Origin of the sequence: Paraburkholderia saeva (assembly GCF_907164555.1) — a bacterium.
Taxonomy (GTDB): Bacteria; Pseudomonadota; Gammaproteobacteria; order Burkholderiales; family Burkholderiaceae; genus Paraburkholderia; species Paraburkholderia saeva.
Genome location: NZ_CAJQZC010000005.1, coordinates 543,255 through 557,564, shown reverse-complemented (window position 1 = coordinate 557,564; position 14,310 = coordinate 543,255). Strand labels below are relative to the sequence as shown.

The 14,310-nt window shown below is 63.0% G+C and carries 14 protein-coding genes; 3 read left to right on the top strand and 11 right to left on the bottom strand.

All coding sequences use genetic code 11. The annotated features are described in order from the left end of the window. The 5 genes from LPA36_RS16945 to LPA36_RS16925 all read right to left on the bottom strand — a co-directional run. On the bottom strand, positions 1-270 hold a 270-nt coding region (locus tag LPA36_RS16945), incomplete at its 3' end, for a DUF2950 family protein (RefSeq protein ID WP_228878822.1). Positions 271-282: 12 nt separating this feature from the next. Continuing rightward, positions 283-1,695 carry a DUF3300 domain-containing protein gene (locus LPA36_RS16940; protein ID WP_228878819.1) on the bottom strand — a complete coding sequence of 471 codons (1,413 nt, stop codon included), beginning with the start codon at positions 1,693-1,695 and terminating at the stop codon, positions 283-285. 296 nt (positions 1,696-1,991) lie between these two features. Beyond that, positions 1,992-2,579, bottom strand: a complete 588-nt coding sequence (locus LPA36_RS16935; protein WP_228878816.1) for a BPSL1445 family SYLF domain-containing lipoprotein — start codon at positions 2,577-2,579, stop codon at positions 1,992-1,994. Between the two features lie 462 nt (positions 2,580-3,041). Then, positions 3,042-3,272: a DUF2964 family protein gene (locus tag LPA36_RS16930; protein ID WP_228878815.1), complete on the bottom strand. Its 231-nt coding sequence runs from the start codon at positions 3,270-3,272 to the stop codon at positions 3,042-3,044. Further along, positions 3,266-4,645: a glutamate decarboxylase gene (locus LPA36_RS16925; protein ID WP_228878813.1), complete on the bottom strand. Its 1,380-nt coding sequence runs from the start codon at positions 4,643-4,645 to the stop codon at positions 3,266-3,268. Before LPA36_RS16925 ends, LPA36_RS16930 begins: the two co-directional genes overlap by 7 nt. 784 nt (positions 4,646-5,429) lie before the next feature. Here LPA36_RS16925 and LPA36_RS16920 point away from each other — a divergent pair. After that, a complete protein-coding gene (locus LPA36_RS16920) occupies positions 5,430-5,867 on the top strand; it encodes a YMGG-like glycine zipper-containing protein (protein ID WP_267478576.1) in 438 nt (145 codons plus the stop codon). A 100-nt stretch (positions 5,868-5,967) separates the two neighbouring features. After that, positions 5,968-6,552 (top strand): hypothetical protein, encoded by a 585-nt coding sequence (locus LPA36_RS16915; protein WP_228878810.1) that lies wholly within the window; start codon positions 5,968-5,970, stop codon positions 6,550-6,552. 149 nt (positions 6,553-6,701) lie between these two features. Here LPA36_RS16915 and LPA36_RS16910 read toward each other — a convergent pair whose 3' ends face one another. Next, complete coding sequence (locus LPA36_RS16910) at positions 6,702-7,724, bottom strand: hypothetical protein (protein ID WP_228878808.1); 1,023 nt, start codon at positions 7,722-7,724, stop codon at positions 6,702-6,704. Between the two features lie 19 nt (positions 7,725-7,743). Then, positions 7,744-8,001 (bottom strand): RNA-binding protein, encoded by a 258-nt coding sequence (locus LPA36_RS16905; protein ID WP_228878806.1) that lies wholly within the window; start codon positions 7,999-8,001, stop codon positions 7,744-7,746. Between the two features lie 303 nt (positions 8,002-8,304). Between LPA36_RS16905 and LPA36_RS16900 the strand changes: the two genes are divergently transcribed. Beyond that, positions 8,305-9,228, top strand: a complete 924-nt coding sequence (locus LPA36_RS16900; RefSeq protein WP_228878804.1) for a transporter — start codon at positions 8,305-8,307, stop codon at positions 9,226-9,228. 78 nt (positions 9,229-9,306) lie between these two features. Here LPA36_RS16900 and LPA36_RS16895 read toward each other — a convergent pair whose 3' ends face one another. The 4 genes from LPA36_RS16895 to LPA36_RS16880 are packed head-to-tail and all read right to left on the bottom strand — an operon-like array spanning position 9,307 to position 14,309. Then, positions 9,307-9,897 (bottom strand): PqiC family protein, encoded by a 591-nt coding sequence (locus LPA36_RS16895; protein WP_228878800.1) that lies wholly within the window; start codon positions 9,895-9,897, stop codon positions 9,307-9,309. Continuing rightward, positions 9,894-11,513 (bottom strand): PqiB family protein, encoded by a 1,620-nt coding sequence (locus LPA36_RS16890; RefSeq protein WP_228878798.1) that lies wholly within the window; start codon positions 11,511-11,513, stop codon positions 9,894-9,896. The genes LPA36_RS16895 and LPA36_RS16890 overlap by 4 nt, the downstream gene beginning before the upstream one ends. Further along, positions 11,497-12,780 carry a paraquat-inducible protein A gene (locus tag LPA36_RS16885; RefSeq protein WP_228878797.1) on the bottom strand — a complete coding sequence of 428 codons (1,284 nt, stop codon included), beginning with the start codon at positions 12,778-12,780 and terminating at the stop codon, positions 11,497-11,499. Before LPA36_RS16885 ends, LPA36_RS16890 begins: the two co-directional genes overlap by 17 nt. Next, positions 12,777-14,309: an efflux transporter outer membrane subunit gene (locus LPA36_RS16880; RefSeq protein WP_228878794.1), complete on the bottom strand. Its 1,533-nt coding sequence runs from the start codon at positions 14,307-14,309 to the stop codon at positions 12,777-12,779. Before LPA36_RS16880 ends, LPA36_RS16885 begins: the two co-directional genes overlap by 4 nt. Position 14,310 lies beyond the last annotated feature (1 nt).

The window sequence follows — 14,310 nt, the reverse complement described above, 5'->3', positions numbered from 1 at the left end:
TGTTTTCCATTCCGTCAGAAAGCGGTCGCGGATTTCCGCGCCCACCGGCGGGATGAGCGTCCGAAAGTTCTCGCCCAGCAAAGACCTCAAGCCAGCTTCGTCGTTATCGGCGACGGCATCGCCAAACGCGGTCATCGCCTCTTCAGGCGACTTGAACTCTTTCTGTGCCCAGGCCGCAGGAGGCGCCGCAAGGCAGAGCGCCAGCGCAACCGCGACTGAAGTGCCGATCGCGGCGAGTCGCGCCGCGCAAAACCGTAGGGGTGACTTCATGCCCGTCTCTCCTTAGCGCCTGCCGCGTCCACCGCCACCACCACCGCCTCCGCCCGCCCGTGCTCCGCCGCCGCTCGCACGCGCTCCCCCACTACCGCTCGGCCTGTTATGCGTTGAAGACTGTGCACTCGCTCGGCCCCGATTAAAATCCTGCTGTGAGGCGCCACCGCCGCCCACACCCTGGAAGGCACCGTCGCGGCTGCCTCCGGCACTGGCCCGATTGGACGTTGCGGCGTGATTGCCGACACCGGCATTACCCGTTCCACCAGCACGATTGGAGACGCCTGCTGCATTGCCCGCACCGCCGCGGTTACCCGCACCGGCATTGTTTGCGCCGCCGGCCCGGTTTGCCACTCCAGCGTTGTTCGCGCCCCCTGCGCGATTGCCGGCACCACCCCGGTCGCCTGCGCCCTGCCGGTTACCTGCGTCACCCCGGTCGCCTGCGCCTTGCCGGTTGCCGGCGCCACCCCGGTCGCCCACGTCGCCGTTGCGGCCACGGTAGTCATTACGCCGGTCGGCACCGGAAACGTTGTTGCCGAATTTCTCGCGGGACGCGTTGTCGCGATACGCAACACCCTGTCGATGGCTTCCGTCATGCTGCCACTTGCCGCCCTGAACTTTCGTACGATCAAAGTTGCGATCGATGTTGGCGGCCTTGTTGACGTTGATATTCACGTCCCCGCCACCCCAGTTGCAGTTACCGAAGATCGCGCCCGCAGCGGCAAGACCGACGCCCCAGGCGAGGCCGGTGGCGAGCGCGGCACCAGGGTAATAAGCCGGAGACGGCGGCCAGTAGTACGGAGGATAGGTCGGGTAGCCCCACGTGCCGTACACCACTGTCGGGTTGTACGCCGGCACGTAGATGACCTCTGGATTTGAAGGTTCGATACGCACGATCGTCTGGGTCGTGGTCTGGGCGCCCGCCGGCGCGGGTTCCACGATCACGTTCTGCTGTTCATTCGACTTCAGGTTCCCCGACTCCTGCGCCTTCGCGCGCAATCGCTGCACCGCCGCGAGCACGTCCTTTTCCTGCGCGAGGAAGGCGTCGCCCAGCTTCTGGGTCCAGTCGATCTTCTCGTTCATCGGCTCGAGCACCTGCGGAAACGCCACCAGCGATTTCACGCTGACATCCCAGGTCTGGTCCTGCACCGCCTTCACCGCGGCGTCGCCCTTGATGTTCGGATTGGCCTTGACCCATCGCGCGGCATGCACGATCTCCAGCGGATAGGTGGACGCCATCAGCACCTGAGACAGGACAGAGTCCGGATAGAGTGCGATCGGTGCAACCAGCGCCTCGATCTCCTCCGGCTTGAACGTGGGCTGTTGCGATTCATTCTGGGCGCTCACGTTGCCCGAAGCCATTGTCAGCGCCACGAAGAACCACACGCAGACCGCTTGCGACAGTCTCCCACTCCACCGATTCATGGCTGCTCCTTCCAACTTGTCCCGATGCCGGGTGGCGCGTCACTTTCCTGTTGCCGCCTGCGCGTCCATGCCTGGCACTGCGTCGTGTGTCGAAGCCGTGGGCTTTTCGTTTTTCATCGATGGGTGCCGGGTCGCCCGGCGCAAACCGCACTGGGCGAGCTAAAGCAAACCGGCGAAAACCTCCGGGCGTGCGCCCCCGTACCCGGGTCATCCACACTCCGCGCACATCGCTTGCCTCGCGCCTGCCGTCACCGCTCAGACAATCTGACGTGTGTCAGGCAAGCCGGGCCGAACGTTCACAGATTCAGCCGGGTCACCTTGGCGCCATTGAGAGAGGCGTCCGCCATCAGACCTGTATTGGTCAGCACGATGGCCACGACCTGCGAGGAGGCGGATTTCGTGTCGATTGAACCGTTCGCGCCAACTTTGAGGAGCGATACTGCTACGTCGCTACCCACCGACCAGCCCGATGCGTTACGGAAGTTCGAAAGTGCGTCTTGCGTCATGAACATGTAAATGATCGCCGTCGACTCGGCGCCGGCCTGGAATCCAAATGAAGCAGCCGCCGTGCTGTAGTAGCCAACCGTCGTCTTGCCCACGCGCAGCGAGCCTTCGCCGTACGCCCCGCCGACAATGAAGGCCGCTTTCTTCACATCCGGGAACACCAGGAGACCCTGGGCCTTCAATGCGAGTTCCCTTGAGCCTCCGACCTGCGCGTACAGCCGGCTCAACGTACCCTCCACGCTCGCGTCGATCGCCTGGCGCTTCGAGGCATCGGTCGCCGGACTCGCGCCACTGCCTGTCGTCGTGGTGCAGCCCGCAAGCGTCAAACCCGCAGCGGCGCCGGTAGTCACTACATTAAGTACAAAATTCCGTCTGTTCATTTTCGACCTCCATCGTGTTTCCGAGGCGAATCCCCGGCGCATGAGTCTGGCCGCCACATTCTTCGATTCCGTCGATCCCGCTTTCAGGCAACCGGGCGCGATACGATGGGCCACACGGGTCGATATCACGTCCTTCCCGGATTGCCTGCTGCATCACGCGAACTCACACCGTCTGCGGTTATGCCGCTGCTGGATCGCTGTCGTGCGACTGGCCAGTGCGCACGCATCGGTTTACGTCCTTGATAGCGCTTCGACCTGAGGCCCTCCGGCAGCCAGCGTCATATGCAAAAGTACAGACCGTCATCCGGCCGACAACGCCCACTATGTGCGCCGATACATGATGTCACGGCGACAGGTGGGCGAAATCGGACTTTGGTCTTACAGCAATAGCCCGCATGAACCCGAGCGTCACGGCCACCGGCTTCACCATTCCATCACTACGGGCGCCTCCACACGCCCGCCTTACTTGCCGCCCTTGTTACGCGGACGGAGCAGCATCACGAAACAGGCGACGCCGATCACCATCGCAACCGCCCCGATCTGGACGAGAACCGGTCTTTCGTAAAGCAATCCGCGGATCGACCACCCGATGCCGAACAGTGCAACGAACACAGCAATCGCTGCCAGAACGATCCTGCTTTCCGCGCGCGCCATTATGCGTTCTCCCGTCTGTTCGCCGGTCATCCTCAGCATTTGGTCGGCGTCGCCTTTCCTGAGGCATGCGTGTGCAACGTCGGCGGCGTGGCGTTTCCGCCATTTTTCTCGAGGAACCTGCACGCATCGACGATGTCGCCTGCAAGCAGTTTCGACACGTTGCGATTGATGTGCGGCCTCACGACGACACGCAGGCTCGTGACCGACTCGGCGTTGGGCGGCATCGTGTACGCGGCGAGCACCCAGCCTTTCTCCCGCACCTTGTTCGAGACATCGAATTCGTTGAAATTCTTGAACTTGCTGTCGAGCGTGACCGCCACCACGGGAATCCGCTGCGCTTCGTTCATGACGGTGAAATAGCCGCTATCGACAAGAATGCCCCGCAACGCGATCGCATTGTCCAGTGTGTGCTGCATGACTCGCCGGTAGCCTTCGAAACCAAGCCGGATAAACATGTAGTACTGCACGGCCACCTGGAACGCGTTGCGACTGAAGTTCAACGTCGCGGTCGGCATTTCGCCGCCCAGATAGTTCACGTAGAAAACCAGTTCCTCGTTGAACACCTTGCGTTCACGGAAAATGATCCAGCCGAGCCCGGGTGGCACAAGGCCATATTTGTGCCCCGACGCGTTGATCGACTGCACACGTGGCAGCCGGAAGTCCCATTTGTAGTCGGGATAAAGGAAGGGATTGACGAATCCGCCCGACGCGCCGTCGATGTGCATCGGAATCGAAATGCCGGTCCGTTTCTCGTAATCGTCGAGCCAGTCATGGATACCCTGAATATCGTCGTCCTCGCCTGTGAACGTCTGTCCTGCAATGGCCACGACTGCGATGGTATTTTCGTCGACGTACTTGTCGAGATCTTCTGCCGTTAGCCGGTAGTTGCCAGGACTCAGTGGGACGATGCGCGGTTCAACGTCGAAATAGCGGAAGAACTTCTTCCACACGATCTGCACGTTCCCGCCCGTCACCATGTTCGGGCGTGTCGAATCCTTGCCCTCGCCTTCCCGTTTCTTTCGCCAGTTCCACTTGTGTGCGAGGCCGGCCAGCATGCAGGCCTCGGATGAGCCGACTGTCGCCGTGCCGTAAGGCTCCACGCCAGCCGGGCCGTTCCACAACTGATGCAGCCACTTGACCATGCGCGTTTCCATCGCGAACACCTGCGGATACATGTCGTGGTCGATGTAATTCTTGAAGATGTTACGTTTGGCCGTCTCCGCGGCCTCCGGTTCGGCCCACGTCGTGACGAACGACGACATGTTCAGCATCGGATTCGCATCGGTCCACTCGGCGCTGATAACGACTGCGGCCGCCGCGCGGGCCGACATCCCGTCCTTGGGGAATTCGGTCTCCGGGATGGAGTAGTTGAATTCGTCGTAGGGCGTGATCTTTTCAATTGACGTGCTCATCTGGCAATCCTCAATGGAAATAGGTTTCGTGCGAAAGCGGCAGTGACTGTCAAGATCCGCAGCGTGTGCGAAGTCAATGTGCAGGACGCCGTTTCTGTCGAACCTGCCGCGGTCGAGACGTTACGTCGTAGCGCCCGACAAGGTCGCTGAACTCCTGTTGAGAGCCTGGTCTACTGCGCATATCGGTCTCTCCTCCGCTACGATGGTTCTTCTCGTGGCACGAGACAATACGACCTTGGTCCCACAGCCCCGAACCGCAACCGGCAAGGCGGACAGGCCGCCGGTCAGATGTCGGGCCACCCGGTTGAGGCGCGCATCCTTTCGCCGCATTCTCTTGTCCAACGGCCCATGCATGCGGCATCGAAGTAAGGAAGAACGCCTCGGCACGAGCGACCAGCACATCCGAAGCCGCTTGACTGGCGTGCAGGCGCTCGCGCGCCCACGACATAGCCAAATGCTCCACGAGAAGCGTTTTGCGTTGCGCGGCCACGTGGCCCTTCCGCCTGTCCGAACGACGGCAATCGACGGCCATTGGCACCAGCGGAAATGCCCGATGGCAAATACGACCTTGGTCCGATTGCGCACGCCATGACGGGAACGCAATGATGAAAGCGAACCCGCCGCTGCTGCACACGCATCGTGCCGCGCGGGATTCCGGCAGCGCCGCCATAACCGGCAGTTCTGGTACAGGCATCACGTTCAGGTAGCCGGCAACCTGCATTGGCGTGGGCTCAAGCAAGGAGTGGTCTTGAAGACGTTGACGAAGCACTGCGCTCTTTTCCTTCTGGCTGCATCGATATCGTTTGACTGCGTGGCGCAGGGAAAACCGATCGCCTATCCCGCCAAAGGACAAAGCCAGACGAAACAGCAGCAGGACGACGGAGCCTGTTATTCGTGGGCCAAAACCAACACTGGCGTGGATCCAGCTGCCGTGGCGAACGCCCCGCCACCGCCTTCCGGACCCGCGGTGGGCGGAGGTGAACGCGTTCAGGGCGCAGCGCGTGGCGCTGCCGGTGGTGCTGTCATCGGAGCCGTAGCGGGTGATGCAGGAAAAGGCGCGGCGATTGGCGCGACGGCGGGAACGATGGCGGGCGGGTCGCGCGCGCGGCAGAACCGGCGCAATGCGCAGGCATCGACCCAGCAACAGGCCCAGGGCGCAATGGACACTTTCAACCGTGCTTATGCAGCCTGCATGGAAGGCCGTGGCTACACGATCAAGTGAGTGACGCCGCAAAGGCAGTGCGACGCGCCTGCGTCATGAAAGAAAAGGCGGCCTGTCAGGCCGAAAAACAGTGTGCGCGTATGCGTCAAAGGAGAGCAGCATGAGGAACAGCAAACTCATCGTCGTGGCCGCGCTCGTGGCGCTCACGAATACAGGCTTCGCACAGACCGAGCCGAAAGTGGGCGTCACGAGCACACCGGGCAAGGTCACGGTGACGGGAACGATCAAGACGAAGTCGACGGTCGTCGGGATCGAGCCGGGCACGCGAACCGTCTGGCTGAAGGATGAAAAGGGCAAGGTCGTCCAGCTCGTGGTGGGTGAAGAGGCGCGCAACTTCGACCAGCTGAAACTGGGTGACGTGGTGACAGCCGAATACACGCAGGCGCTCACGGTCACGCTCAAGAAAGGTGGCGCGCCGCTCGCCGCCAAACAAAACGAGACGCTGGAACGTGCGCCCGCCGGCGCAAAGCCAGGCGGCACGGCTGCCCGGGAAGTCACCGTCATGGCCGTTGTCACGGCGGTCAATACGCATTCTGGCGTCGTGACATTGAAGGGGCCGCAGGGCAATTCCGTGGACATCGTCGTGCAGGATCCCGAGCAGCTCAAGCTGATCAAAAAAGGGGATCACATGGAAGTGGTCTACAACGAGGCGGTTGCGGTTTCCGTCGAACCTGAAGCCAAGTAGCCTTGCAGGCGCGATCCGCGCCTGCCTGAAAGCTGTCTCCTGAAGTTCTGCGGTACGTGCGCGCACGAAGAGCGTTTGCCCGGGGCGATCAGTCAGCCCCCTAGGCATTTCAAACGCGACGCGTACAGGGCATCAAAGGCGTTGCGTCGTCAGATCAGGAAACGCCCCGCTTCCGGCAGCGTGTTGCGGGCCAGTAGAAGGTTGCTACGCCGAAAGCACACCATCGCATACGCACGCATTGCATCTGGACGCGCAGGCAAACGGGCGATCCGAAACGTGATGTTTTCCGCCGGGCGGGTGTCGTCTTCTTCGACAACGACATTCAGGAGGTCCAGCCGGAATGTCTTCTTCGTGACGTAGAAATGCGCGTCCGGTGACGACAGCTCTTCGCAGATCACATCCAGCTCCCGCTCCAGCGCTTCGGTCTTCAGGCCAAGGCTTGCCAGCGCCCGATCGTTCTCGTCGATCTGCGCCTGGAGGCGCGCAACGTCCACCGGACTGCACGACGCTTCGCTGCCCACCAGCGCGTGCATGCCTGCCCCCTGCCGCTCGAGAAGCGCGAGGCGTGTCCTGAGCAGCGCCCGCTCCTGTTCGAGCGCGCCACGCCGCGATTCGTCCGCCTCGATTCTGGCGATTCCCTCCAGCGCAAGCTGATCGACGACCCGCAGAACGATTTCCCGCCGAAGCGCCGCTTCCGACGCACTGCAACCACGCACCTGATGGTCGCTAAAGCTGACCGTCGTCTGCATGACGTCGGAGCGGACCGATGCACCGTGTTGCGCCACACCGAACGTCCGCTTTTCGACGATGGCCATACCGAGCACGGCGAAGACTTCATCTGCCTCCGGGTGATCGCGAAAGTACGTGCGCAATTCATCCGAACGGCTAAAGGCCTCGCAAACGTCGTCGGGCCCCGCAAAAAAAGCGTGAATGTGCGGGTCCGTTGCCCAGGTGTCGGCGCTTGCTTCACACGCGGCGGGCATTTCTGCGACGAGACGCTCCAGATAGTCGATCGCCCTGCGCGCCGCGGCAGCGACACGTGCGTCGCATTCGCGCACGAGACGCAGTTGCGGATTGAGCTGCACGATCCGCTCGACGATTTCCTTCATCTGCCGGGCATCGGCTCCATCAGGCGCGCGATTCCCCGGGAACAACCACGACAGCAGCCCCATGTCCGGCTCCCGTCGTTATCTACGATTCGTCGCGGTGCGGAATAATCAGCGCGGTGATCGTGTGGTTCTTCCAGTACAGGTTGTGGATGCGCGGCTGCAGTGTCCGCAACCCGTCGGCGGTGACGTCGTTGAAGATGAGCAGCGCCGCAGGCCGCGACCCGGCGCCGGCAATTCGCTGGATCGAACTGAACGGGGGAAATCCATACTTTGCCAGGAACTCGCCGATCTCCTCGTCAGAGACGGTTTCTTCCACGTTTCCAAGCAGCATTTCAGTCATGATGGGTGCTCCGTGACAGGTGCTCCAGGTCATGATGCCCGGTACACCGTCGATACACAACATGGAGCCGCAACACAATTTCCGCCGCCTTCACCGCGAGCCCGCATGGGGACGCGCAGCGACTTCAGGCCGCACTATCCGACTCTATTTTTATAGTGTGGGGGGCCTCGATATCCGGCAATCAGACCATGGTCGTATTCCGCCGCTGAGGGGCTGCAGGTAGGCTCAACGCCAATCCCTCCTCCATCCTTCAGGTGCGGTTGCGCGTTCAGTTGCGCGCGCGATTGCGGGTCCGGGTCGACCATGAGGCGTCGTCCATGCCGTTGGGCGCCACTGCGCTACAGTGCACTCGGACTTCTGTTTCCGGTTGCCGCCACGTGCGCCCAGGAACTCGAGCCACGCACCTATTCCCCATCGCCCATCGGCACCCACTTCCTGGTTGCAACCTGGTCCCATCTTTCAGGCGATGTCCTGACCGATACATCGTTGCCGATCTCAGGCGTCGAGGCCCGCTTCGACCTCTACTCGCTCGGATATGTGTCGACTTTTCCCCTCCTGGATCACACTGCATCGTTCGGGATCGCACTGCCCTACGTACGCGGTAACGTCAGCGGCAATGTGATCGACGCACCGACCGAGGTGTATCGCGCGGGCCCAGGTGACATCCGGCTGCGCTTTGCCTTCAATCTCTTCGGCAATCCGCCTTTGCCCGTCGAGGCGTTCGTCAGGCCGGAGTCGACAACGTCGGTCGGAACGAGCCTCACGATGATTGTGCCCACCGGCCAGTACGTCGGCTCCCGGCTCGTGAATATCGGCGTGAACCGATGGTCGTTCAAGCCGGAGATCGGGGTGTCGCAGCCGCTCGGAAACTGGTTTGTCGACGCGTCCGCAGGGGTGTGGTTCTTCATGGACAACGATGACTTCTTCGGTGGCAACCAGCGCTCCCAGGCACCCCTGATGACGCTCCAGTTGCACAGCGGCTACACCTTCCGCCCCGGATTCTGGATCGCGGTCGACCTGGGATATGCCTCTGGCGGCCGCACGTCGGTGAACGATGCGCCGGCTGACGATCGTCAGGCCAACGTGCGGTACGGCTTCACGTTTTCCTTGCCGGTTTCTCGTGGCTGGTCGACGAAATTCGCGTTTTCGCACGGTCTCGTTACGCGCGCCGGGGGCGACTTCACCGCTGTCGCCCTGACGCTGCAATATCGCTGGTTCGATCGCTGATGACAGGTCACGCCTCGCCGCTCCGGACTCACACCGCGCCTGTGTGCAATTGCGATGTGCGCGCCTGTGGCAAGCGTGCTACTGGGCGCCGCCTGCCTGTACCGCCGCCGCAATGTCGCGGCTGACCGACGCCAGCGCCCGATCATGAGCCGCGACGATCGGATTGAAACCCTGGCCGGAAACGGCTTCCCGCACAACGGAGCGGCCCGTGACCGGGCGCGCCTTCCCCGGTGCGCGCACGGCCCATAGCACGTCGACGGTGACGTCGCGCCCGGGCACGGACTCGAAGCCCACGACGTCGAGTCGCACGTGCCACGCAGTCAGCGGGTCGTACGCCGTATCGTAGACCGACACCTGCTGCGAGTTCAGCAGCGTGGCGAGGTCGGCGGCAATCACGCGCGCAATATCGCCTTTCAACGGTTGCGCCCAGCGCGCGAACTCGTTGAGCGCCACTTCGTTGTCACCGATCCGCGTCACGATCTGCGGCCGGTCGACCATGTCCGGCACCGTGACGGGCCCGATCACCACGGAGACGGGCGGTGTCGTGCCGGCGCGGGTGAGCGACGGATCCGGGCTCAGCGTATAGAACGTGGCCGACGGCGACGCACATCCCGCCGTGAGCCCGGCGATGGCCATGCCGAGAATGAAACAGGCGCGCGCGGATCTCATTGTTTGTCCTCCGGCTTGCCGCGCACCAGCGATTCGGGATGCCGCGACAGGTAGTCGGCGAGCGTACGCAGCGCCGCCGCCGTGCGCGTCATCTCGCGCATCGCCTCTTCCGTGGACTGCTGCAGCGACGAATCCGGCTGCAACGCGGAATTCGCGGAATTGAGCATGGTTTGCGCCGACGTGAGCGTGTCGTGAGCCCGCGGAACGACGTCGGTATTGAGCTGGGAGATCATCGAATTGGCGGTGCGCAACGTCGTCCGGGCGTCCTCGCCGATCGCCTCGAACGGAATGCCGTTGAGCTTGGTGAGGAGTCGTGTGACGGAGTCCTGTACCGATTGCAGCGTGCGCGGCACCGCAGGCAGTTCGGGCGGCGACCTGGACCAGTCTATCGTCGCCTTCGGCGCATCCGGGAAATAATCCATTCCAATGTAAAGCTGTCCCGTGAGCAGATTTCCGCTCTTCAACTGGAAGCGGAATCCGTTTTCCACCAGGGCATTCGCAGTCCTGCGCGGGTCGTCGCCAAGACGGCCCTCCGCGCGGCCGTTCTGGAAACGGGACGTGAAGCGCTCCGGATAGATCTGGATCTCGACGGGAATACTGAAACGACGCTGCGTGGGGTCGAATCGCGTGTAAATGGCCGTCACTTCGCCGATCACAATACCGCGGAAGTCGACCGGGGCGCCGACTGTCAATCCGCGGACCGAATCGGTGAAGTTCACGACGTACTTGTCGATGATGCGGTCGTGCTGTTTCATCGCGTCGGTACGCGACGGGTACAGCTCGAACTGGGCGTGAGGCTCGGCGTCGGTTTCTTCCTGCGATTCCGGCGGCGACTCGAATGCAACACCGCCGATGATGACGGACACGATCGACTGGGTTTCGACACGCACGCCGTTGCTGTCGAAGGCCATGTTGATCCCGCTCGCGTGCCAGAAGCGCGTGTCGATTTTCACGAAGCGGTCGTAGGGCGCGTTGATGAATACTTTCAGCGTGACGCCTTTGCCGTCCTTATCCAGTTGATAGGAAGCGATCTGGCCAACCTGGAGCCTGCGGAAATAGACGGGCGAGCCCACGTCCAGCGAGCCGAGCCCCGCGCTCTTCAATGTGAACTCGCGCCCCGGCATGTCGCTCGCGAACACCGGCGGCTCTTCGAGCCCGATGAAATCGCGGCGCGCCTTTTTCGCATTGCCGACATCGACGTCGATGTAGGAGCCCGACAGAAGCGTGCCGAGTCCGGAGACCGTGCCGCCCGACACGCGCGGGCGAACCACCCAGAAGCGCGTATTGTCGACGAGGAGGCCCGCCACGTCGCGGGCGACCTCCGCCCTTGCCACCACGTGTTTCTGGTCGGGTGAAAGCATGACCGCTTCCACCACGCCGATATCGACATCCTTGTACTTGAGCTTGGTCTTGCCCGCTTCCAGACCCTCGCCCGTCTTGAAGGTGATGCTGACCTTCTCGCCTCGTTCCAGCACGGCCTTCACCGCGAGCCCCCCGCCGATCAGCACGGCCACGATCGGTACGAGCCACACCAGCTGCATGCGCCAGCGCGAGCGCGGCATCGGGTCGGCTGCGGGGAAATCGGGAATCTCAGGCTCGTCATTTGACCCGGGCATGATCCTTCTCCGCTGCATCCCAAATGAGGCGAGGATCGAAAGACATCGACGCCATCAGGGTCAGCACGACGACCGCCCCGAACGCGATCGATGCGGGGCCCGCCTTGATCGTCGCGAGTGCCTGGAATTGCACGAGCGCGACGAGCATCGTGATGACATAGATATCGAGCATCGACCATCGGCCCACCAGTTCGATCACGCGATAGATCCGGGTGCGTTGCTCGGGAAACCATTGCGAATGAAGCTGCGTCGAGATCGCCAGATACGCGAGGCCCAGTATCTTGAGCATCGGCACCATGATGCTCGCCACGAAAACCAGGACGGCCAGCAGCCACGACCCGGATACCCACAGATAGACCACGCCGCTCATGATCGTGTCCTTCTGTGCCCCGAAAAGCGAACTGGTGTCCATTACGGGCAGCACGTTCGCCGGGACGTACAGCACGATGGCGGACAACAGATACGCCCACGTCCGCGAGAGGCTCGCGGGCTTGCGCATATGCAACGGGGAGCCGCACCGCGGGCAATCGCGCGGACCGGATCGTGCCGGCGGCCGGAGCAGCAGGCCGCATCCCTCGCACAGCACCAGTCCGTATGCGGATGCCGTCCGCGCGGCGCGGCGGAACCTGATGGGCGCCAGTTGCAATGCACGACCGGCATTTCGCCCGGTGGTGATGCGCCCCCACACTTCGTGCGGATCGAACGCCGCCGACGCGGCCGCGAGCAGCAGCATCAACACGATGAATGACCACAGTGCGGTGCCCGGCACCACTTTCGCGATGTGCGCCAGCTTGACGAGCGCGACGAGCAGCCCGAGGATCAGCACCTCGGTCATGCCCCACGGACGCGCCAGCCGGAACAGCTGGAAGCCGGCCGCGGGCTGCCACGGCACGCGTCCCAGCTGCAGCGGCAGGAGCAGCCACAGCATCGAAACGGTCTGCAGGACAGGCATGAGAATCGTCGTAAGGCCGACAAGCAGCGCGAGCGGCCACGCGCCATCGACGTAAAGCACGCGAACCGAGCCCGCCAGCGTCGTTTGAATGAGATTGCCGTTGACCGACAGGCCGACAATTGGATACACGTTCGAAATGACGAGCAGCACGATCGCCGCCAGTGCAAATGCCAGCGCATATTCGGGGCCGTTCGTTCGCCCCCGTCTGAGCTCGGCGTGGCACCGATGGCAGCGCAATGAACTGCCGGGCGTGAGCGGCGCGCCCCGTTGCAGCAGATCGCACTCTTCACAGGCGATGATCTCCGGATGCGTCATTTCGCCTCCATCGCCATCGGCTGGGCGAGTGCCGGAGACGCGCTCCGCGCAACCGGCTCGGGGGCTGCCGGCGTTTGCGGTGCGGGTGCGGGCGCGGGTGCGGGCTGCGGGACGGTCATCTTTTCGGCATCGAGCACCCAGCCGCCGCCCATCGCCTTATAGAGGTTGACGTACGAAGTGAGCACGGCGCCCTGCGTCTGCGTATAGCCCAGCTGCGCATTGAAGAGGCTGCGTTCCGCGTCGAGCACCTCGATGTAGCTCGTATAACCGCCTTCGTAGCGTAGACGCGCGAGCCTTGCGTAGGTACGCAACGCCTCGACCTGATTGTTCTGCGCATCCAGTTGTTCGTGCGTCTTCTGCACGGAGATGAGCGCGTCTTCAACCTCCTGGAACGCGACCTGAATGGCTTTCTCGTAGGTGTACAGCGCTTCCTGCTGGCGCGCCTCGGCCTGGTGCACCTGACCTGAGATATTGCCCGCGGTGAAGATCGGTTGCGCGAGGGTGCCGGCAAACGACCATACCCGCGCCGGGCCCGTGAAGAGACTTGAGAACTGCGTGCTGACCGATCCGAACAGTCCGGTGAGCGATATCGAAGGAAAGTACAGCGCCCGGGCGGCGCCAATCAGCGCATTCTCCGAGATCAGCGCCTGCTCAGCCTGCAGGACGTCGGGACGGCGTTCGAGTAACTCCGAAGGCAGGCCGCCCGGAATTTGCGGCGTACCCAGTGCCGACACTTCGCGGCCTCGGAGAATGGCGCCGGGATTCCTGCCGATCAGGACGGAGAGCGCGTTTTCCTGCTGGCCAATCTGCGCCTCGATCTGCGGGACGGTCGCTTTCGCGGCCTCGTACTCGGACTGGCTTTGCGCAAGCTCCATCTGCGAGACTTCACCGCCTTTGAATCGCGCGGTGAAGACGCGGACCGATTCGTCCCGGCTCGTCACTGTTTCCTGCGCGATTTCGAGTTGCCGGTCGAGATCGCGCAAGTTGATGTACGCGGAGGCGACGGCGCTGACCAGCGTCAGAATGGTGGCCCGGCGACCCTCTTCACTTGCCAGCAGGTTGGCCCGCGCAGCCTCGGTTTGCCGGCGGACCTTGCCGAAGAGGTCGATTTCCCACGCCACGGACACGCTCGCGTCGAACTGGTTATAGACGGGATTGATGCCATTGGGGATCGGCACCCCGGCGGATTGCGAGACGCGCTGGCGAGACGCATCAGCACCTGCGGACACCTGCGGGAAGAGCCCGGAACGCGTCGTCACGAACTGACCGCGGAACTCGTCGACCCGTGCGGCCGCAACCTTGACATCCCGGTTCTCCAGCAGCGCCGTGGAGATCAGCTGGTCGAGCACCGGGTCCTGGAACTGCTGCCACCACGCCGTGTTGGCGATGCTCGCGGCTTCGCCCTGGGCGAAGCGATAGGTGGCAGGCACGTCCACTGCCGGCCGTACGTAGTCGGGGCCCAGCAGGCAGCCGCCCAGCGAAAGCAGCATGGCGGAAGCGAGCAAACGCGCCAGTACTGTCCCGTGCATG